Below are 21,190 nucleotides of genomic sequence, written 5' to 3' on the forward strand. Positions count from 1 at the left end.
ACTTATTTTTCTTTTGAATATGATATTTTTAAAACGGCTCTTTTGGTTCCGTTAGCAGCTTCATCGCCATTTAATAGCGTCACAGCTCTAGGGTTCCAGTTATAAGATTTAACAGAAGTTGTTAAAATATTATTATTAACAGGAGCATCTGTAGGGTTGTATGCTTTTAAAACTAAAGGATCAATAGTTGTGTTTTCTTCTCCGGATAATAGTTTGGAAATATAATCGGTAATCCTAAACGTATATTTTTCGGGGTTATCATCATCGGTTTTCTCTAAAAGCCCCCCAAAAGAAGTAGGGTCAACATAAGCATCAGTTAACTGAGTAGGTGAAACACCTCCTGTTTCGTTTTCTTTATTTTGATATAAGAATAACTGCTGAGGAATAATGTTAGAATCGTTGTTGATTGCTTGATTTATATAAAAAGTAAGAGATGCATCATTGATTAACCAATTATTACTTTTTAACTCTTGAACTTTTGTGTCGTCTAAAATTTCAACTTTTGCCATACTCCCTGCTGTTCCTTGAATAACAAAGTTATTAGTAGGTGCTGGATTTGTAGCAGGAGTCATTTTGTAATGACTATTTCTTATACCAGAAAGAGGGAAAGAGTACTTTTTTTGAAGTGTATCTTTTACTGTAGTACCATCTACTTCAGATATAGTATAGTGAAAATCTACAGATGGAGTAGGTGAAGAAGCTAAGTTTAATGGAACTAAAGACCCATCACTTCCTGTTGCAATTACTTTAATTCCTCTAAAATAATTGTCAAAAGCCTCTTTAGATGCAAATTCTCCACTATGAAATTTATCCCAAAATAATGCTTTCATTTTTGTTATATCCAAAGGAATTGCTAAAAATGGAACCTTAAGCTTTTGTGAGTTTATAGCTCTAACAGTATCTTTATAGGTAGTTGTACTTGTTAATGAAGAGGATCTGTCAATTCTGTCAAAAATAAAAGTAGTATCAGTAGCCTTAGGTTTTAACTCATAAATACCTCCTTCACTTAATATATTATTTCCTAAATATTCATCATCAGAAAAGAACGTGTTTTTCTTAGAGGGATCACTAGGGTCTAATGTGTTTAAATATGTTTCATTTTGAAACACCTGAACATTAGTTGCAATATCAGGATTGCCTAAAATAGAATCTAACCTAAAACTAGTAATTCCATCATTAGTACCTGTAGAGGTAGCTTGGTATGGAATTTTTAAAATAACTTTATCTAAATTGAAAATAGAATCGCCATCAATAACATTTTCTTTGTTTTTCAGCCCAGATATGTAGCTAAGCTGAGAAATTATTGAAGCTTCAATTTTTTCAGCATTAGGGTCATTATATACCCCAAGCCAATAATCACTAATAGTAGCGTTAATATTATCAGCTTGTACGCTTTCTACATCTATTGGGGTTATTTTAACATCTAATAAGATTTCTCCTGTTTCGAATTTATCGTTATTAATAACGTTTGTTCCAACTTCACTAAAGTCTTTTTCACAAGATGTAATAGCTGCTAAACATAGCAAGCTAATACCAAGTACACCAATTTTTCTAATCATTATTCGCTTAATTCTAAAACGTTCTCTTTATAAAATTCTAAATATGATTCAGTTAAAGTTTCCTCAGATTGGAAGTCTAAAACTTTTACATTGCTTTCTTCAATAAAAGTTTCAATTTCTTCAGGTAAAACTTCGCTACCTTTTATAATAGCATCTGAATTTTCAATAGCACTCTTTAAAATATTAATATGACTTGGTGTTTCGATTGTAGCTACTTTAGAATCTTCAATTTTATCAAAACGAACTTTGTTAGCTAATTCTTTATTCAAGTCCTCAATATCACTATTGTAAAGCGAAGTTACAATCTTACTTTCAGCAAACAATGGTTCTTCTTTATAAAATTCTCTTAAATATAAAGGAAGTAATGAAGCCATCCACCCATGAACATGAATAATATCAGGAGCCCAGTTTAGTTTTTTAACAGTTTCAACAACACCTTTGGCGAAGAAAATCATGCGCTCATCATTATCGTCAAATAACTTATCATCTTCGTCAGAGTATACAGCTTTACGCTTAAAGTATTCGTCATTGTCAATAAAATATACTTGCATCCTTTCTTTAGGGATAGAAGCAACTTTAATTATCAAAGGCATATCCATGTCGTTAATAATTAAGTTCATACCCGATAGACGAATAACTTCGTGTAACTGATGCCTTCGTTCATTAATCACCCCAAATCGAGGCATGAATATACGGGTTTGAATTCCTTTAGAATGTGCATTTTTAGCAACGTTAAATGCGGTAGACGATAATTCTGTTTCTGGTAAATATGGTGTTACCTCTGATGAAACATATAAAATTCTCTTATCCTTCATTAAATCGGTCTCTTTTATTGAAGGTGCAAAAATACGAAATTTAATGCAAAAATCGTGTTAAATTGCTAATTTTGCATGCATTTCAATTAAATAACAATGAAAATTTTCACAAGTAAATCCGAAATAAAAGAGTTTTTATCCACTCAAAAAAAGGATAAAAAGTCAATCGGATTTGTCCCGACCATGGGAGCTCTACATCAAGGGCATTTATCGCTTATTAAAAGAGCCAAAAAAAAGAATGATATTGCTGTGGTTAGCGTCTTTGTAAACCCTACACAGTTTGATAATAAAGAAGATCTAGATAAATACCCTAAGACATATGAGGATGATGTGGCATTGTTAGAGTCTGTTAATTGTGACGTGCTATTTTTTCCTTCTGTACAGGAAATATATGCTGAAAATATAGTTTCTGATAACTTCGATTTTGATGGATTAGAATATCAAATGGAAGGAAAGTTTAGAGATGGTCATTTTGATGGAGTGGGTACTATTGTAAAAACATTATTTGAAATAGTAGAGCCAGATACTGCTTATTTTGGTAAAAAAGATTTTCAGCAATTGCAAATTATCAAAAAGCTAGTTGAGAAATACAAACTCCCAGTAAAAATAAAAGGAAGACCAATTTTTAGAGAAGAAGATGGACTGGCAATGAGCTCTAGAAACACTCGTTTAAGTAAAGAACATAGAGAAGCAGCACCATTTATTTATAAGACTTTAAAAAAGGCAAAAAAGAAATTTGGAGTAAAAGCTCCAGAAGAGCTAACTAAATGGGTAGAAAAACAATTTAAAAAACATCCGTTATTTGAGTTAGAATATTTTACGATTGCAGATGAAAAAACATTGCAAACAGTAACAGAGATTAAAGAAAACATGAAGTATCGTGCCTTTATAGCTGTTTTTGCAGGAGACATTCGTTTAATTGATAATATTCGTTTAAAGAATAATTAAAAAGTTAGCGTTTAGGGTTAAGAATGAGGTTTGTAATAATGTTAAAATCATCAAAAAACAACTTAGTATTCATTAAAAAACAACTATTTTTGCAGCATGTTAGTACAAGTAGTAAAATCTAAAATACACCGTGTTAAAGTAACCAACGCGGATTTAAATTATATAGGAAGTATCACCATTGATGAAGATTTAATGGATGCTGCTGGAATTATTGAAGGTGAGCGTGTACAGATTGTGAATAACAATAACGGAGAACGTTTAGAAACCTATGCAATTCCAGGACCAAGAAAGAGTGGTGAAATTACTTTGAATGGAGCAGCAGCTCGCAGGGTTCAAAAAGGAGATGTACTTATCTTAATTGTATATGCTTTTATGGAGTTAGAAGAAGCCAAAAAGTTTAAACCACAATTAGTATTTCCTAACGAAGAAAACAACTTGCTAGAATAGTTTGAGTATATCAGTAAAGAAAATCACAAAAATACTATTACCTCTCATTTTGGGAGGTTTTTTAGTTTGGTATTCATTGTCAAAAATTTCAATTGAAACCTTAGTGCAATATTTTAAAGATGCTAATTATGGTTGGATCGCTTTAGGGTTGTTCTTTGGGGTGTTAAGTCACTTATCCCGTGCTTATCGCTGGAAGTTTTTGTTGGAGCCTATGGGGTATAAACCAGATTTTGGCAATAGTACTATGGCGGTTTTAGTAGCGTATTTAGTAAACTATGCAGTGCCAAGAGCAGGGGAAGTATCTCGAGCAGCAGTGATGACTAACTATGAAAACATTCCGTTTGAAAAAGGTTTTGGTACTATCGTTGCCGAACGAATGGCAGATTTAATTATGATGCTTAGCATCATAGTAATCACACTTTTTGTACAGTTTGATTTTATTTTTGAGTTACTAACCGAGAATTTTGATCCAATTAAAATTGGAATTCTTGCTGGTGGTTTGGTTTTAGTGTTTGTGATTTTTACAAGGTTTGTAAAAAAAGCACAATCTGGAATTGGATTAAAAATCAAAAAATTTGTGGTTGGATTAATTGAAGGAATCACCAGTATCTTGAAAATGAAACAGAAATGGGCGTTCATATTTCATACCGTATTTATTTGGTTAATGTATGTATTGATGTTTTGGGCGACTATTCCGGCAATAGATGGATTGCACGTTCCGTTAGGAGGTGTTTTAATCGGATTTATCGCTGGTGGATTTGCGATTGCGGCGACTAATGGAGGGATAGGATTGTATCCTGTTGCCGTAGCTGGAGCTTTAGCATTATTTGGAATTGCAGAAGAACCAGCAACTGCCTTTGGTTGGATTATGTGGACAGCTCAAACACTTATGATTATTGTCTTTGGTGGATTGGCGTTTTTGTTCCTTCCTATCTACAATAAAAACAAATAGATTTCTTTTCTTTGTAAGTAAATCTTACAAATCGAATGGCAAAAACCAAAACTACTTTTTTCTGTCAAAACTGTGGCGCGCAACACGCGCAATGGGTAGGGCAATGTGGCTCGTGTAAAGAATGGAACACTATTGTTGAAGAAGTGATTCAAAAAGAAGAAAAAAGAAGTTGGAAATCGCCATCAAACTCACAAAAAAGAGTTGCAAAACCTTTACGAGTTGAAGATATTCAACTGAATCCAGAAGAGCGATTTGGTACCAAGAATCAAGAGTTAGATACTGTTTTAGGTGGCGGATTGGTAAAAGGTGCTGTGGTGTTGTTAGGTGGAGAACCAGGAATTGGGAAATCTACGTTGCTGTTGCAAATCGCTTTACAAATTCCACAAAAAGTGTTGTATGTGTCTGGGGAAGAAAGTCAGTCGCAGATAAAAATGCGTGCTGAACGTATAGAAGGAAAAAATCCTAACTGTTTAATTCTTACGGAAACCAATACACAACAGATTTTTAAAAATATAGAAGAGGTGCAACCTGACGTATTGGTGATAGATTCTATCCAAACTTTACATACGGATACCATTGAAGCTTCACCAGGGAGCATTTCGCAAATACGAGAAACTTCCGCAGAACTCATCAAATTTGCGAAGGAAACAGCTACTCCTGTATTATTGATTGGACATATTAATAAAGAAGGACACATTGCAGGTCCTAAGATTTTAGAGCACATGGTGGATGTGGTGTTGCAATTTGAAGGAGACCGAAATCATACCTACCGAATTTTACGCTCACAAAAAAACCGTTTTGGTTCTACTGCTGAATTAGGAATCTACGAAATGCTATCAGATGGGTTGCGAGAAGTTTCTAATCCTTCAGAAATCTTAATTTCAAAAAAAGATGCTGATTTAAGTGGAACTGCAATTGCATCCACCCTAGAAGGAATTCGTCCGTTAATGATAGAAATTCAAGCGCTTGTTTCAACAGCGGTTTATGGAACTCCACAAAGAACTACCACAGGATATAACTTAAAACGCTTGCATATGATTTTGGCGGTGTTAGAAAAGCGTGCAGGATTCAAGTTAGGAGCGAAAGATGTATTTTTAAATGTTACTGGTGGAATTCATGTAGACGATCCAGCAATAGATTTAGCGGTGGTAGCAGCGATTTTATCATCAAACCAAGATTTAGCCATCAATCCAGATGTGTGTTTTGCAGCTGAAGTTGGTTTAGCAGGCGAAATTCGTCCTGTTTCTAAAATAGATCAACGAATAACCGAAGCTGAAAAGTTAGGGTATAAAACCTTTGTGACTTCAAAATACAATAAGATTACGAGCAAAAATCATTCTATAAAACTGATTTTAGTAAGTAAGATTGAAGAGGCTTTTGCTACGTTGTTTGCTTAAGTTTTAATTTAACTAAATATTCTTTTTTTAACATGTCAGTTCGAGTGATTTTTTCTGATGAGAAGAAGAAAAAAATGTATCGAGAACCTACTAATGACGTCTCGATACAATTCCGATATAGTATCGGAATCACTCGACGTGACATTTTAACATCATTGAATAGTTCTCGATACATCTCACTTTGGTCGATACTCGAACTGACAGCATTTTTGTATTGTTTACATTAAATTATTCTCCCTTTTTCTTTCCAAAAAGTCTGTTGAAAAATCCTTTAATTCCTTTTTCTCTGTATGGGGGACAGTCGATTGAGGAAGATATTTTTTCTGGTATATCAAAAGAGCTTAAGTATTTTTCCTTTAGTTCGGGTGTATTTTCTATTTCTTTTAGAATGTTGGCTACAATAGGCAGTGCTAAAGAAGAACCAGAACCATTTCCGCTAGTAAAATGTACGTCATTTTTAGAGGTCCCTACCCAAGTCCCGAGAACAATATTTGGTGTGTATGCCATAAACCAAGCATTGGTATAGTCTTGTGCAGTTCCTGTTTTACTGGCTAGTGGATTTTTAATTTTATACCTATTTCTTATGCTAGCTCCTGTTCCTTGTTCAACAGCTTGTTGTAAAATAGTGGTTAAGGTTTGCGCGCTTTCTTTAGTGAATACTCTTTTGGCTTTTTGGGCTTCGCTTTCGTAAATGATGTTTCCTTCTTTATCGGTAATCTTGCTAATCATATACAAGTCATTCATTTCACCATTATTGGTAAAGGCACCGTAAGCTCTTGTGGCTTCAAATAGCGATAAATCTAGTGTGCCTAAAGCAATAGAAGGAGTGTCGTCAGTAATCTCTGGGAATAGTAACTTTTCACAAGTGTCAATCAGCCACTCTTTTTCTAGTTTAAAATATAGGTTTACACTAGGGATGTTCATAGACTTTATCAACGCATACCACATGGCAACTTTTTTATCAGGAGTTGAGCTATGGTCGGCATTTTTCGGTTTCCAATTATCGTATTCTGGATAGGTTTTTTCTTCGTTTTCAAAATAATCACACGGAGAAATTCCATTTTCTAGCGCTGTAGCGTATAAAAATGGTTTAAAGGCAGAGGCTATTTGACGGTGCGATAACACCATGTCAAAGGGAAGCGTGTTAAAATTATTTCCACCCACCCAACTAATCACTGCTCCGTTTTTCGGATTCGTAATCAAAACAGAAGCATTTAGCATTTTATCATAATACCAAAGACTGTCAATTTTATTACCAGTAATGGTTTTTGTGCTATCCCAATCAAAGAGTTGAATAGTTCTATTTTGTTTGTCGTCTTCTGTAAACTGCTGCTTTTTTAACCATCTATTTTTTAGTCTGTTTGAAGCTAATTCTTTGTCTAATTGTTGTTGCTTGATGATGAGTTGTTCCTTAGCAGATTTTTCTGCAATTTTTTGGATATCGTAATTCAGTGTTGTATGAATTTTTAATCCGTCGGTTTCTAAATTATAAGAAGTATTGGTGCTATCATTTATTTTTTTTACAATTTCTACTGCTTTTTTCTTCATTTGATAGGTAAAATAACCAGCTGTCGCATTTACATCAAGGTTTTTGTAGTTAAGTGTAATAGGTAGTTTTTGTAAACTGTCGGTAACTTTATTACTTAAATAGGCTTCGCTATTCATTAACTGAAGAACTGTATTGCGACGTTTTTTTGCGTTCTCTGGATTTAATCTTGGGTTGTAATAGGTGTTGGCTTTTAACATTCCCACAAGTACGGCAGACTCCTCAATGTGTAATTCGCTAACTGATTTGTTAAAAAATCGATTAGCAGCCGATTCTACTCCAAAGTTGTTTTCTCCAAAAGGAACCGAGTTCAAATACAACAACAAGATTTCATCTTTGCTGTACAGTTTCTCCATACGACTGGCAATGATGAGTTCCTTGATTTTGTTGATAGGCATGCTCAAAAAACCATGGTATTGCCTTCCGTATAGGTTTTTAATTAACTGTTGTGTAATGGTGCTTCCGCCACCACCTGAGGCGTCTTGTAGTAAAATACTTCTAAAGAAAACACGTGCATAGCTTTGACCATCGTAACCGTTATGTGAGTAAAACCGTTTATCTTCTGTAGCTATTAAAGCTTCTTTTAGGTGATTTGGAATTTGTTCTAGTCGAACATTGGTTCTATTTTCAGCAAATAGTTTTCCAATAATTACCTCGTCGGATGAATAAATTAAAGAAGCTTCTTCATTGATGATAGATGTCAATTCTTCTTTATTAGGGAGCTTCCCAAAGACTTCAAAATATACTAACGAAAATAATACTACTACTAAAAGAACTCCAAACAGTATTAATCCTGTAGCGTATTTTAACAAAAGAGTTAATTTCTTATTTCCTTTAAGTTGAAGTTGTATTTCTTTCAATATTTTCATTGTACAAAATAACGAATTCTAGTTGGTAAAATTGTAAGAGTGTAATATAATGGTTTGGGTTAAGAGAGGTGTGGTTAGAGATTGGTTTTAATTTGTAAGAGCGCTTTCAATTATAGAAAAAGTTTTATTTACGGGATTTATTTCTGCTTTTATTCCGTAGGGAATTGTGAAAGTAGGGCAAGTATGTCCAAAATCCATTTTTGTAATTATTGGTAAATCTGTTAAACCAGCTTCGTCTCTAATTACTTGAATTAATGCTTTCTCATATTCTACTACATATTGATTATTGTATGGTCTACCAACTATTAATCCTTTGATATTATGTATAATGCCAGAAGCAACATAGTTTCTTAAAATCCAAAGAAAATAATGAGGAGGCATCATTGCTTCTGATGTTTCAAAAAACAATATTTTACCTTTCCAATCTGAAGGGCTTACCCATAATTTTGTGTCTTTTAAGGTTTCTAAAACATCAAAACACCCCCCCCTAATAGCTCTCCAGATACTGTTTTTGTACCCTGTAAAAACTTCCATCCATTGGGTTTTGTTAATTGTCTTGATATATTTTGGTTTTCTGGATTCTCCCATTCTAATCGTTCAGATGTCCAACCTTCAGTATTAGGGCTAATTTTCCCTATAATTTTATTAGAAAATAAAGTTTGGTTAATGTCATCTATTTGGTATTGATGCATTCCATTATTTTCAGCAAATCCAACAAGTGTTGAAGTTCCATAAAAAGATGTTACTCCCGCTTTATAAAAACAAAAATGTGTTACAGTAGAATCTGAGAAACCAATAAAAATTTTCGGGTTTTTTCTAATAATATCTAAATCGATAAAAGGTAGCATTCTTATGCTGTCGTCTCCTCCAATGTTAGAAATGATTGCTTTTATAGACTTGTCCTCAAGAGCTTCCATTAAGTCTTCAGCTCTTGCTTTTGGGTTTTCATAAATCCATTTAGCAGGTTTTAACGCATTTCTAGTTTCAACAACTTCTAAATCAAAATTATCTTGTATCTGTTTTTTTCCTATTTGATATCTATTAGGTATTTCTCCAGCACCTCCCCATGATAAAGAAATTGTAGCTACTTTATCTCCTTTTTGTAATTTTTTTGGTTTTATCATGGTTGTTTTTAAAAGTGTTTTTATGGTTGTAAGTTTATAAAAAACTTTATTTTTTGGAGGCGAAGTTAACCTTTTTTGCAATAAAAAACCTCGCTAAAGCGAGGTTCAGAACTAAAGTAGTTTATGTCTAACAACATCCACCACCATCGTAATGATAGGTAGATTCTGAGAAAAATATATCGTCTCTTCCTAACGCTTTTAAAGCTGCGGCTGTTTTATCACAAATCGCTAACGGTTGGTTTTTTAATAAGGTGTGTCCTGCTCCGTCATCAAAATAGTCTTCATCTCCAAAGTAAATGGCAGCTTTACCTGTAAATACACATGGACCATCAGCAGGCATTGGATCTTTAATCGCTGCTACTTCAATCGATTCGATATAAATCAATTCATCCGTAGGATAATTCTTAGGGTCTAAAATTCTGTATGGTTTACGTGCTCTAATTTCAATAGTTCCAAAACCAGCATCCGTCAGCATTTTTACATATTCTGCAATTGGTAAACTACCACTTAAACATAAGGCACGCAAACGCTCATCGTTACGTAACGTTTCGTTCATGGGTTGCTCACACGTAGGATCACTCATAACCAAACGTCCGTGGGGTTTTAACACGCGATACATTTCAGCAATGGCTTTTTTCAACTCTTCAGCTTTAAAAATGTTGAATAAACAGTTTTGAGCAGCTACATCAATTGAATTATCTTCTACTGGCAAGTGTAAAGCGTCTCCTTTTCGTAAATCGACAAACTCACTTTTAAACCAATCGTTTTGTGCTTCAGCTTCAATAAAATTCTTTTGAGAAGCTTCCAACATTTCATCTACCACATCAATTCCTATTACCCCGTTTTTCTGACGTGAGAAATACGCAAATTGTAATAATTCCATTCCGCCACCAACACCTACGTATAATATTTTAGGATTGTTGGTTAAATCGCGAGCATGCACAGTAGAACCACATCCGTAGTTCATTTCTTGCATAATTTTAGGAATTTTTAATCCTGGTAACTCCCAAATAGGGTTTGTTGTACAGCATAAACCAACATCTGGAGTTAACGCTGCTTCTTTGTATACATCTTTGGTGGTTTCTAAGTAACTCATATTTTTAAGATTAAAGACCGCTTCGCTGTTAGATAAAAGAATAAAGACTTGTGTTGTTTGTCTAGGTTCTTGAGTCTAATAGCCTTGCTTTATAATTTGTTTGTTGTCATTGCGAGCCTTTCGACTGTCGCTCAAGACATGCTTAAGCGAGAAATCTCAAGGTTGGATGTTATTCCCATTAATAATATTTCTTCACTATGTTCGGAATGACGTTATAATTCATTAATTAATTCTTTAAAAAGCGTAATCATTTTAGGTTCTGCTTTTCCAGCAACTTCAATGATTTCGGTAATATCTACAGGTTGTAAATTTTTAGGGTCACATTCATCGGTTAATACCGAAACGGCTGCACACGGAATGTTGAGTTGTTTTGCTACGATAACTTCAGGCACAGTACTCATTCCAACCGCATCTACTTCTAAAATTTGTAACATTCTGTATTCAGCTCTGGTTTCCAATTGCGGACCTACAACACTAGCGTATATACCTTCTTTCAGGTCTATGTCGTTCGCTTTAGCAATAGCTTTCATTTTTGTATTCAATTTTTTTGAATACGGTTCTAACATATCGGCAAAAATATTTCCAAACTCGTTTGCTCCTTTAAAGGCTAGGGGAGAACCTCCTTGTAAATTCAAGTGATCTTCAAGCAACATCAAATCTCCTTTTTTATAAGAAAGGTTGATAGCGCCTGCAGCATTAGAAACTAACAAAGTTCTAATACCTAGTGCGTGCATAGTTCTAATACCGTAGGTCACTTCCCATAGATTGTACCCTTCGTACATATGGAAACGACCAGACATAACCACTACTTTTTTACCCGATAAGGTTCCGTAGATTAATTTTCCTGAATGAAATTCTACAGTTGCTTGTGGAAAGTGTGGAATGTCAGCATACGGTACTTCTTGTTCAATGGTTATTTCATCGACTAATTTCCCTAAACCTGTTCCTAAAACAATTCCTATTTCTGGGTTGGTAATTCCTTTGTGTTGAAGAAATTCTTGTGTTTCTTGTAGTTGTTGTTTTTTTAGCATTTTATATTGTGTTTGTCATTGTGGGGAGTGACGGTTAGTTTAAAAATTGATTGAATACTGGGTTGTTTTTGATGTCGTCAAAAACATCTACATCATTTAAGGTTTCTAACAAATGTACTGATTCGTTTTGTAAATCGTTTAAAGTATCTTTTCTAACAGTTGAGGTTCCCCAGTCTTTATTTTGAAAAATATTAGCATGGAGTTTTTTCATGCCTAATAGGTAATAACCACCATCTTCTGCAGGCCCCATAACTACATCATTAGAATTCAATTTTTCATAGGCTTGATTGATGTGTTCGGAAGTTAAATCAGGCAAATCGCTACCAATAATTACAGCTTTTTCATATCCAGTAGAAAATGCTTGTTGAAAAGCATTGAGCATTCGTACACCTAAATCGCTTCCTTCTTGTTGATACTTTTGATATACTGGAGCATCCCAAATATCATTATCTCTAATTTTTACAGAATAATATACGGCTTTGTCACAAGATAAATTTTGGGTGACTTGTTTTGTGTGTTCTAATAAGAATTTATAAATATCTAACGCAGCTTCGTCTCCAATTGTTTTAGCTAAACGTGTTTTTACTTTACCTAATTTAGGGTTTCGAGTAAATATTAAAAGAAGATTTCTCGACTGCTCTCGAAATGACACTTCATTTTGATTATTCATATATTTTTTCTCCTTTGTGTAACCATTTGCTCCATTCTTTATTGAAAGCATGGACTTTTTCTGTAGGGTTGTTTTGTAGGTTAACGATTGTGTTTCCTTGGTTTTTCCATTCGAAAATACCACCATATAGGTTAAAAATGTTGGTGAAACCTTCTTTTTGTAGCTTTTCAGCAATGTCTTCTGAACGAATTCCTAACGAGCAATACACTACAATTTTGGTGTTTTTGCCCTTAGGGAGTTTTGCTAAGGTGTTTTTTAAATTAAAAAGATCATAACCGACACAAATAGCATTTTTAAGATGACTGACTTTGAATTCTTTAGATTCACGAGCATCTAGTATAATAATGCCGTTACCTTGAGCGGAGTCGAAAGGCTTTTCTTTTTGTAGTTCACTAATAGAAATATACGGAACACTTTCAGTATTATATTTTTTTAATAACTGTTCTAGGTTCTTTTGTGAAAAAGAATTTACGGATACTAAAAATATGAGAAAGATGAGGTTTTTCATATTTAAAAACATTCAACGGTGTTTGATAAAACCTATAGAGAATTAAAGTGATTACATCTCGATACAATTTTTCTTCCAAAATGTCAGAAAAACCACTCGATGTGACATTATTTTACTTTTACATAACTTCATTGTTTCATTAATTCATTGGGCTATGCTACTGTACCTTGACAACTACTTCCTGCACCAGCAGTGCAACCATAACAGTGTTGATTGATAATGATATTCCTGTTTTTTAACAGTTCTTCATTGTATTCTGAAATGTGCTGTGATTTGCTTGCTACTTTTAGATTTAACATTTGATTGAAATCGCAATCGTATAAATATCCGTCCCAACTTACCGATAGCGTATTGGTACACATTACATTTTCTACTGCCATAGGATTGTAGGCTTCTACTAACGAATACATATAATCTTCGTAATTTTCAGAAGCAATTAAGTAATCTAAAAATCGACTGATAGGTAAATTGGTAATAGCAAAAAGCGAATTGAAAATAATATCAAAATCTTCTTTTAAAGCCTTTTTAAAATCAGCTTCTAAAGCTGCTTGATCTCCTGGTAAGAAAGCTCCTGACGGATTATAGACTAAATCTAGTTGTAAGCCAGTTCCTTCAATTCCATATCCCACAGCATTTAGCATTTTTAAAGCTTCAATAGATTTGTCGAAAACACCATCACCGCGTTGTTTGTCGGTTTTTCCACGCGTCCAGTGAGGCATAGAAGAAACTACATGTACATTGTGCTTTTTAAAGAACTCGGGTAAATCGTAATATTTTTTATTCGCTCTAATAATAGTTAAGTTAGAGCGCACAATAAAATCTTTAATTCCTGCTTTGGAAGCTTCTTCTACAAACCATCGAAAATTCGAATTCATTTCAGGAGCTCCACCCGTTAAATCCAGGGTATGTGCTCCAGTTTTTTGAATCACTTCTAAACATTGCTCCATGGTTTCTGTGGTCATGATTTCCTTTCGGTCAGGACCAGCATCAACATGGCAATGTGCACAAACTTGATTACACATGTATCCTAAATTAATTTGAAGAATTTCTAATTTTTTAGGACGTAATGGAAACTGATTGGTTTCTTTGAGTTTTTTGGCAAACGTAGGCAATTCCCCATCAGCAAAAATTCCGTTTGATAAGATTTCAAGCTGGCGTTGTGTGTTTGCTAAATCGTTGTTTCTAGATTTTAAAGATTTTTTCATTATTCTTCCTATAAAGCTGAAATAAGTTCAGCTTCTCATCATTTTTAGTATTTAATATCCTTCGACTAGTTTCTAGTGTACTTTCAATCAAAATGTATTTTGATTTCAACCAATGCTCAGGATAAGCGATTCACACAATTTTGATTTTCAAAATAGGTTCTCTGCTTACATTTCTAATTTGTTGACTTTGTTCATCATTTGAACTCCGTGTACCAAGGTTGCTCCACTTTTAATGGCAGCTCCTACATGAATGGCTTCCATCATTTCGTCTTTGGTAATTCCACGTTGTAATCCGTCTTTGGTATAGGCGTCAATACAATAAGGGCATTGTTCGGTGTGTGCAACTGCTAATGCAATTAAGCTTTTTTCACGTGCGGTTAAAGCTCCTTCTTCAAAGACTTTTCCGTAATAATCAAAGAACTTGTTTCCAAGTTCTTCACTCCACTCTGTTATTTTACCAAACTTGCGTAGGTCGGCAGGGTCGTAATATGTTTTTGACATGTTATTTTGTTTCTATTAAAAAAGTAAAAATACCAAATTGTTTTCACTGCTATTTTACAAAAAGGTAGTATTATCTACCTACCATTTAAGGACCAATCATATTTCAAATAACTAATTTTAGCTTTTTGATTGATTTTTACATTTGAATATTGATTCAGAAAATTGATTAAGTCTCCTTCTTTTGTAAAATCTTCTTGAAACCATTCGAATATTTTAGATAGCTGAACTTTATTTTCTGAAATTTTATTTCTTGAAGAATCATTAATAAACTTCTTCATTAAAAGAGTGGTTTTTGATTCATAATTTTTTTCTGTGAACGTATAATTTGCTAATTGAGGGCAAGAACCCGATGCACAGTTTACTGCCACATGAATTTTAGGGTCACTATATTTTTTACGTAAAATTTCATGTTCAATTTGATTTAAGGTATAGGTTTTACCGCCAACTTTAGCAAAAGGAATACTCCATGCGTCTTTACCTTTCTTTTTAATGTTCATAATGCTTTTAAGAGGATAATTGTCTAAAATCAGTTGAATGGTGTACGCATTATATGCGTTTGCCCAAAACGCTTTTGCTTTTGCAGCTGACCAAGATTTTTGAGGTTTTGTTACTGCTAATTTATTTAAATATGCTTTAAGCTGTGTTTCGTCTTGTTTAAACCCTTTATAGTTAACGCTTCCTTTTGTGTTTACATGTTTTTTTAGTAACGCATCAAAAGTGTTGGTTTGAGCAGAAGTGTGTAAGAAAAAAGCTAAACTTAACAGTAAAAAGATATTTCGCATGATTTTCGATTTTGAAGTTTAGACGTAGGTTTTGAGGGAACATTACAAAGAATGTTTTTAAAAGTTTAGATACAAAAAAAGCCTTAACAACTAAATGTTAAGGCTTTTGTACTGAAGGCGGGACTTGAACCCGCACGGGCATTACGGCCCATTGGATTTTAAGTCCAACGTGTCTACCAATTCCACCACTTCAGCGTATGTGCTTTGTTAATGACTACTTTTAAAATGAAACCTCACTCATACAAGTGAGGTTTCTTGGTACTGAAGGCGGGACTTGAACCCGCACGAGCATTACGGCTCATTGGATTTTAAGTCCAACGTGTCTACCAATTCCACCACTTCAGCATACTCTTTTATAAAAAGGATTGAGCGAAAGACGGGATTTGAACCCGCGACCCTCACCTTGGCAAGGTGATGCTCTACCCCTGAGCTACTTTCGCGTAGTCATTTTTTATTTTAATGAACGTGCATTGCTTCGAATGCGGGTGCAAATATAACACCATTTTTTTAATTACAAAGCAGTTTTTAATTTTTTTCAATTTTAATTCCAATAAAAATTTATGGTGGTTCAATAAGAATGGAATATCTTTGCAGAAATTTTTTAAAATTAGAAGTGGATTCTGTTTCATCTGTACATACTAAAACTTCCATAAAATCAATAGTTAAAGACTTTAAACAGTTAACGAAAGTTGGATTGTCCATTAGTGTGGTTTTTACTTCTATCACTGGATATTTATTAGGAGCAGAATCGATTAATTATACTACAATAATTTTATTAGCCTTAGGAGGATATTTAATGGTTGGGGCATCAAATGCTTTTAATCAAGTAATAGAAAAGGATATTGACGCCGTAATGCAACGCACAAAAAATCGTCCGTTACCTTCTGGAAGAATGTCAGCAACTACAGCTTTAGTGATTGCTACATTATTTACAATTGCTGGTATTGCCATTTTATATGCTATTAATCCGAAATGTGCCCTATTTGGCGCAATTTCTATCTTTTTATATACCAGTGCTTACACACCTTTAAAAGCAGTAACGCCTTTAGCCGTTTTTGTAGGCGCTATTCCTGGCGCTATTCCTTTTATGTTAGGTTGGGTAGCAGCAACAGGAAAATTTGGTATAGAAGCAGGATTCTTATTTATGATTCAGTTTTTTTGGCAATTCCCCCATTTTTGGGCAATCGGTTGGTTACAGTTTGAAGAGTATAAAAAAGCAGGTTTACATATGCTTCCTATGGATAAAAAAGATAAAGGAGCAGTAGTGCAAATTATTTTTTATACCTGTATTATGATTTTAATGTCGATTGCGCCTGTGTTAAAGGTGACGGGAGACTTTTACATATACCCTATAACAGCAGCAATTATTTTATTATTAGGGTTGTTGATGCTTTACTATGGGATAGTTTTATACAAAACACAAAAAAATACCGATGCTCGTAAATTAATGTTAGCGAGTGTTTTTTATATCACAATTGTACCCATTATATATGTGGTAGATAAATTTTTACACTAATGAGTGAACAAACGTTACAAGAAGAGTTAAAAGTAGCAAAACGTAAATCGGCAAAACCAATGTTATGGATTTCCATGATTAGCATGGTGATGTTTTTTGCAGGGTTAACAAGTGCTTATGTGGTTAGTATGAATCGTGAAGACTGGGTTACGTTTGATTTGCCTCAGGCATTTTATATTAGTACAGTATTAATAGTGCTGAGTAGTATTACGTTGTTCTTCTCTCAAAAACTATTAAAAAAAGATAATATACAAGCTTCGTTTATCTTATTACTAATAACTTTAGTATTAGGTTTAGGTTTTGTATGGTATCAATATGTAGGTTTTAATGAGCTAAAGGCTGTAGGACTTTATTTTACAGGCCCTGAAAGTACAGTATCTACATCGTTTATTATAGGGATAACATTTATGCATATTTTACACCTATTAGCAGGTGTAATAGTGCTTTTGGTTGTTATTTATAATCATTTTAAAAAGAAGTATTCTTCAGCCGATATGCTTGGGTTTGAACTCGGTGCAATCTTCTGGCATTTCGTTGATGTACTGTGGATTTATCTATTTTTCTTTTTCTATTTTATTAGATGATGAAAAATGCGTAATTTTGGCGCACTGATTTAACAAAAATTAACAAAAAGAGATTTATGGGAGCAAATATTGCTGTAAATTCTGACAACAAAGAGACCTGGAGCGGAGGTGGTGTAAAACCATTTGGCGCTAGTTATGGTAAAATGATGATGTGGTTTTTCATCGTATCAGATGCATTAACTTTTTCGGGCTTTTTAGCAGCGTATGGTTTAACACGTTTTAAATTTATCGATTCTTGGCCTATTGCTGATGAGGTATTTACACACTTTCCAGGATTGCACGGTGTACATGCACCGATGTACTACGTAGCATTAATGACGTTTATATTAATTGTATCATCGGTAACTATGGTGTTAGCGGTAGATGCTGGTCACAAAATGCAGCAAAAAAAGGTAGCTTGGTATATGTTTGCTACGATAGTTTTTGGTTTGATTTTCGTTGGGTCTCAGGCTTGGGAATGGAAAAACTTTATTAATGGTTCTTATGGTGCTGTTAAAACTACTGATAATCATATTTTACAATTTGTAAAAGATGGTCATCAAATTGCTTTAGCAGATTTTGTCCATAATGACAGAAAAGATGAAAGAGTTCAGCATCAAAGAGAAAATGGATTGTGGTTTGAAAAAGAAGCAACAATTTCTCAGTATTCAGTAGCTCAAGTGCAGGAAGCTTTTAAAGCAGATCCATCTTTATTAATTAGAATAGAGAAAATTAATCCTGAAACTAAACAAAAAATTATTTTATCTAGAGAAGAGAGTTTAGTTCATTTAGGTAAAGCTAATATGGTTGTTGAAGGAGCTAATTTACACGTTAATGAGTATGGGAATCCAATTTTTGCAGACTTCTTTTTCTTTATTACAGGATTCCACGGATTCCACGTATTCTCAGGAATAGTAATCAATATTATCATTTTCTTTAATGTCGTGTTAGGTACGTATGAGCGTAGAGGACACTACGAAATGGTAGAAAAAGTAGGTTTATATTGGCACTTTGTAGATTTAGTTTGGGTATTTGTATTTACTTTCTTCTACTTAGTATAATCAAAAAACAAGAGAAAAAATGGGTCACGCACACGAATCAAATACAAAAAGAATTTGGATTGTTTTAGCAATCTTAACAATAGTAACAACAGTAGAGGTAGCTTTAGGTATTGTAAAGCCAGCAAGTTTACACTTGCATGGGTGGGGAACTAGTTGGTTAAACTGGATATTCATTATCTTAACAATTGTAAAAGCATATTATATCGCATGGGCATTTATGCACTTAGAAGGAGAAAAGCCTTGGTTTAGACGTGCTATCGTTTGGACAGCAGTTTTCCTAATATGTTACTTAGTAACCTTAGTGTTAATAGAAGGTGGTTACTTATACGATACATTAGCACCATTAGTAAAATGGTAATCATATAAAACAAAAATTAAAGGTGGTGTTAACCACCTTTTTTTATATTAAAAATTATATAAAATGAATAAAACAAAAAGAAATATAGTATTGTTTGCACTGTTTATAGTGCCATTATTGTTTTATATATTTTTATCATTAGGAATCAATAACTTTGCAAAGTTACCTGTACTTACAGAGAACGTAATTGATGTTTCGTCAATTAGTAAAAAGCACCAATTTGATAAAAGAATATCAATAGTTACCTTTATAGGAAGCAATGTACAAGAAGCAAAAGGAGAGTTGTTTAATCTTAATGAAAAGATCTACAAACCATTTTATGGATTTAAAGACTTTCAGTTAATTGTTATTGCTTCAAATGAAGCCAAAGAAGAGGTAGAAAAACTCCAGAAGGAAATAGGAGCTTACACAAATATGGTAAAATGGAGTTTTGTTTTTGCTAGTGCTGCGGAAATTGAAGTATTGTATGATAGTTTTAAAACAAATCAGTCATTAGATAGAAATTTACATTCTTCAAAGGCTTTTATAATTGATAAAAATGGGAGCTTAAGAGGCAGAACAGATGATGAAGATAGTGCAGGAGGTAAGTTGTTTGGTTATAATATGAAGTCAGTAGCTGAACTTAATAATAAAATGAAAGATGATGTTAAGGTAGTATTGGCTGAATATCGTTTGGCATTAAAAAAGAATAACGCAGATAGAGAGATTTAAGGAAGACTCACATGAAAAAACAAAATTATTCATACATAGGTATTTCATTGATAGTATTGCTTTTTGGTATTTATGCAATTCCAAAAATAGTAGCACATTTTCAAACAGCTAATTTGCATAAGTTCAATAAAGTTCCAGATTTTGAATTTATTAATCAAGATGAAAAAACAATTACCAATAAAGATTATGAAGGAAAGGTATATGTAGTTGAATTCTTTTTTGCTACTTGTCCTACGATTTGTCCTTTGATGAATGCACAAATGGTAGAAATTCAAAATGAATTTATGGGTAACCCGAATTTTGGGATAGCATCATTTTCAATTACACCTGAAATTGATACACCACACCAATTGAAAGAGTATGCTAAAAACAACGGGATAAACCATAAAAATTGGCATTTACTTACTGGAAAGCCAGAGGATGTTGTGTATGATTTGTCAAATGAAGGTTTCAAGTTGTATGCAGGAAAAGGGGAAGCTAGTCATGGTGGTTTTGAGCATTCTGGTTTGTTTGCATTAGTAGATAAGGATGGATACATCCGTTCACGATATGATGAACATGGAAATCCAATTATGTATTACAGAGCCTTAGATGAACATAATTTTGGAAACCAAATTAGTGAGTTAAAAGAAGATATTAAGTTATTACTGAAAGAGTAACATGAGTACAGCAGAAGAAAAAAAGTATAAAAAATTTATTACTATAGTTTCTATTGTAATTCCTATAGCAGTAGCTGCTTTATTTGGAATTAAAATACCCAATGTAGAACCATTGTCTTTTTTACCGCCTATTTATGCTAGTATAAATGGTTTTACGGCTGTGTTGCTTCTTGCTTCAGTCGTTGCAATTAAAAACGGAAAAAGAAAATTACATGAACAGCTAAATACTACAGCTATTGTTTGCTCTGCGTTGTTTTTGGTAATGTACGTGGCATATCACATGACTTCAGATTCTACTAAATTTGGAGGAGAAGGAATAATTAAATATGTGTATTTTTTCATTTTAATAACTCACATATTATTGTCAATAATCATTATTCCATTTGTATTGATAACTTTTATGAGGGCTCGTTTGGGTAATTTTCCAGAACATAAAAAAATAGCAAAAATTACATTTCCCTTATGGTTATATGTAGCGGTTACAGGAGTAGTTGTTTATTTAATGATATCACCTTATTATGTTTAAAAAGATTATATTTTTTATACTTCTAGTATTTTCCCTTAATGCTTCTGCACAATGTGCAATGTGTAAGGCAGTGATTGAAGGAGGTAATGAAACTATTGCTGAAGGAGTAAATAACGGAATAACTTACTTAATGGTGTTTCCATATATCTTAGTAGGGCTTTTGTTTTACTTTATTTACCGTCATAAAAAGAAAGCAAAAAATTAGTATTCTAAAATCAAGAATATTTTTTGTAACATTTCTCAGTTTTAATCGTCATATAGTCGCAAGAAAAAATAACTTACCGTATTTATACGTTAAGGTATAAAATTGTTTGCTAGTTTTTCCAATTAATAGAAAAGCGATATA

At 33.4% G+C, this 21,190-nt stretch carries 24 protein-coding genes and 3 tRNA genes; 12 read left to right on the forward strand and 15 right to left on the reverse strand.

Going from position 1 to position 21,190, the window contains the following annotated elements:
- Window positions 1-2: 2 nt before the first annotated feature.
- Window positions 3-1,559, reverse strand: coding sequence for a DUF4270 family protein (locus D6T69_RS03645; RefSeq protein WP_125066505.1), 1,557 nt, complete (start codon window positions 1,557-1,559; stop codon window positions 3-5).
- On the reverse strand, window positions 1,559-2,374 hold the full coding sequence (locus D6T69_RS03650) for a glycogen/starch synthase (RefSeq protein ID WP_125066506.1): 816 nt from the start codon (window positions 2,372-2,374) through the stop codon (window positions 1,559-1,561). Before D6T69_RS03650 ends, D6T69_RS03645 begins: the two co-directional genes overlap by 1 nt.
- Window positions 2,375-2,470: 96 nt before the next feature.
- Here D6T69_RS03650 and panC point away from each other — a divergent pair, with 96 nt between their 5' ends.
- The 4 genes from panC (at window position 2,471) to radA (ending at window position 6,118) form a co-directional block, all read left to right on the forward strand.
- On the forward strand, window positions 2,471-3,322 hold the full coding sequence (gene panC, locus D6T69_RS03655; RefSeq protein ID WP_125066507.1) for a pantoate--beta-alanine ligase: 852 nt from the start codon (window positions 2,471-2,473) through the stop codon (window positions 3,320-3,322).
- A 96-nt stretch (window positions 3,323-3,418) separates the two neighbouring features.
- Window positions 3,419-3,769, forward strand: coding sequence for an aspartate 1-decarboxylase (gene panD / locus D6T69_RS03660; protein ID WP_028891458.1), 351 nt, complete (start codon window positions 3,419-3,421; stop codon window positions 3,767-3,769).
- Between the two features lies 1 nt (window position 3,770).
- Window positions 3,771-4,721, forward strand: a complete 951-nt coding sequence (locus tag D6T69_RS03665) for a lysylphosphatidylglycerol synthase transmembrane domain-containing protein (protein ID WP_240628358.1) — start codon at window positions 3,771-3,773, stop codon at window positions 4,719-4,721.
- Between the two features lie 35 nt (window positions 4,722-4,756).
- Window positions 4,757-6,118, forward strand: coding sequence for a DNA repair protein RadA (radA, locus tag D6T69_RS03670; protein ID WP_125066508.1), 1,362 nt, complete (start codon window positions 4,757-4,759; stop codon window positions 6,116-6,118).
- A 228-nt stretch (window positions 6,119-6,346) separates the two neighbouring features.
- On the opposite strand, the gene D6T69_RS03675 is transcribed toward radA, so the two are convergent.
- From D6T69_RS03675 to D6T69_RS03730, 13 genes are all read right to left on the reverse strand, one after another.
- A complete protein-coding gene (locus tag D6T69_RS03675; protein WP_125066509.1) occupies window positions 6,347-8,533 on the reverse strand; it encodes a transglycosylase domain-containing protein in 2,187 nt (728 codons plus the stop codon).
- 87 nt (window positions 8,534-8,620) lie between these two features.
- On the reverse strand, window positions 8,621-9,067 hold the full coding sequence (locus D6T69_RS16195; protein WP_317125304.1) for a S66 peptidase family protein: 447 nt from the start codon (window positions 9,065-9,067) through the stop codon (window positions 8,621-8,623).
- Window positions 8,998-9,657: an LD-carboxypeptidase gene (locus tag D6T69_RS16200; protein WP_317125305.1), complete on the reverse strand. Its 660-nt coding sequence runs from the start codon at window positions 9,655-9,657 to the stop codon at window positions 8,998-9,000. Before D6T69_RS16200 ends, D6T69_RS16195 begins: the two co-directional genes overlap by 70 nt.
- A gap of 127 nt (window positions 9,658-9,784) precedes the next feature.
- Window positions 9,785-10,753: an arsenosugar biosynthesis arsenite methyltransferase ArsM gene (gene arsM, locus D6T69_RS03685; RefSeq protein ID WP_125066510.1), complete on the reverse strand. Its 969-nt coding sequence runs from the start codon at window positions 10,751-10,753 to the stop codon at window positions 9,785-9,787.
- Between the two features lie 212 nt (window positions 10,754-10,965).
- On the reverse strand, window positions 10,966-11,784 hold the full coding sequence (locus D6T69_RS03690) for a purine-nucleoside phosphorylase (RefSeq protein WP_125066511.1): 819 nt from the start codon (window positions 11,782-11,784) through the stop codon (window positions 10,966-10,968).
- A gap of 34 nt (window positions 11,785-11,818) precedes the next feature.
- Window positions 11,819-12,454, reverse strand: coding sequence for a TIGR04282 family arsenosugar biosynthesis glycosyltransferase (locus D6T69_RS03695; RefSeq protein WP_125066512.1), 636 nt, complete (start codon window positions 12,452-12,454; stop codon window positions 11,819-11,821).
- Window positions 12,447-12,962 carry a rhodanese-like domain-containing protein gene (locus D6T69_RS03700; protein ID WP_125066513.1) on the reverse strand — a complete coding sequence of 172 codons (516 nt, stop codon included), beginning with the start codon at window positions 12,960-12,962 and terminating at the stop codon, window positions 12,447-12,449. Before D6T69_RS03700 ends, D6T69_RS03695 begins: the two co-directional genes overlap by 8 nt.
- Window positions 12,963-13,114: 152 nt before the next feature.
- Window positions 13,115-14,170 carry an arsenosugar biosynthesis radical SAM (seleno)protein ArsS gene (arsS, locus tag D6T69_RS03705; protein WP_125066514.1) on the reverse strand — a complete coding sequence of 352 codons (1,056 nt, stop codon included), beginning with the start codon at window positions 14,168-14,170 and terminating at the stop codon, window positions 13,115-13,117.
- 162 nt (window positions 14,171-14,332) lie between these two features.
- Window positions 14,333-14,668 (reverse strand): arsenosugar biosynthesis-associated peroxidase-like protein, encoded by a 336-nt coding sequence (locus D6T69_RS03710; RefSeq protein ID WP_099215110.1) that lies wholly within the window; start codon window positions 14,666-14,668, stop codon window positions 14,333-14,335.
- A 74-nt stretch (window positions 14,669-14,742) separates the two neighbouring features.
- On the reverse strand, window positions 14,743-15,450 hold the full coding sequence (locus D6T69_RS03715) for a DUF547 domain-containing protein (protein WP_125066515.1): 708 nt from the start codon (window positions 15,448-15,450) through the stop codon (window positions 14,743-14,745).
- Window positions 15,451-15,559: 109 nt separating this feature from the next.
- Window positions 15,560-15,645 (reverse strand) — tRNA-Leu (locus D6T69_RS03720).
- A gap of 61 nt (window positions 15,646-15,706) precedes the next feature.
- A tRNA-Leu gene (locus tag D6T69_RS03725) sits at window positions 15,707-15,795 on the reverse strand.
- A 23-nt stretch (window positions 15,796-15,818) separates the two neighbouring features.
- A tRNA-Gly gene (locus tag D6T69_RS03730) sits at window positions 15,819-15,890 on the reverse strand.
- 137 nt (window positions 15,891-16,027) lie between these two features.
- Between D6T69_RS03730 and cyoE the strand changes: the two genes are divergently transcribed.
- The 8 genes from cyoE (at window position 16,028) to D6T69_RS03770 (ending at window position 21,049) form a co-directional block, all read left to right on the forward strand.
- A complete protein-coding gene (cyoE, locus tag D6T69_RS03735) occupies window positions 16,028-16,966 on the forward strand; it encodes a heme o synthase (protein WP_125066516.1) in 939 nt (312 codons plus the stop codon).
- A complete protein-coding gene (locus tag D6T69_RS03740) occupies window positions 16,966-17,550 on the forward strand; it encodes a cytochrome c oxidase subunit 3 (RefSeq protein ID WP_125066517.1) in 585 nt (194 codons plus the stop codon). Before cyoE ends, D6T69_RS03740 begins: the two co-directional genes overlap by 1 nt.
- A gap of 56 nt (window positions 17,551-17,606) precedes the next feature.
- Window positions 17,607-18,590: a cytochrome c oxidase subunit 3 gene (locus D6T69_RS03745; protein WP_125066518.1), complete on the forward strand. Its 984-nt coding sequence runs from the start codon at window positions 17,607-17,609 to the stop codon at window positions 18,588-18,590.
- Between the two features lie 19 nt (window positions 18,591-18,609).
- On the forward strand, window positions 18,610-18,948 hold the full coding sequence (locus tag D6T69_RS03750; protein WP_125066519.1) for a cytochrome C oxidase subunit IV family protein: 339 nt from the start codon (window positions 18,610-18,612) through the stop codon (window positions 18,946-18,948).
- Window positions 18,949-19,011: 63 nt separating this feature from the next.
- Window positions 19,012-19,659 carry a hypothetical protein gene (locus D6T69_RS03755; protein WP_125066520.1) on the forward strand — a complete coding sequence of 216 codons (648 nt, stop codon included), beginning with the start codon at window positions 19,012-19,014 and terminating at the stop codon, window positions 19,657-19,659.
- Between the two features lie 11 nt (window positions 19,660-19,670).
- Window positions 19,671-20,318 carry an SCO family protein gene (locus tag D6T69_RS03760; RefSeq protein WP_125066521.1) on the forward strand — a complete coding sequence of 216 codons (648 nt, stop codon included), beginning with the start codon at window positions 19,671-19,673 and terminating at the stop codon, window positions 20,316-20,318.
- Window position 20,319: 1 nt separating this feature from the next.
- Complete coding sequence (locus D6T69_RS03765; RefSeq protein ID WP_125066522.1) at window positions 20,320-20,844, forward strand: DUF420 domain-containing protein; 525 nt, start codon at window positions 20,320-20,322, stop codon at window positions 20,842-20,844.
- Window positions 20,837-21,049: a hypothetical protein gene (locus D6T69_RS03770; RefSeq protein ID WP_125066523.1), complete on the forward strand. Its 213-nt coding sequence runs from the start codon at window positions 20,837-20,839 to the stop codon at window positions 21,047-21,049. The genes D6T69_RS03765 and D6T69_RS03770 overlap by 8 nt, the downstream gene beginning before the upstream one ends.
- The last annotated feature ends 141 nt before the right edge of the window (window positions 21,050-21,190 follow it).

It is taken from the genome of Tenacibaculum singaporense (assembly GCF_003867015.1).
Lineage (GTDB): Bacteria > Bacteroidota > Bacteroidia > Flavobacteriales > Flavobacteriaceae > Polaribacter > Polaribacter singaporensis.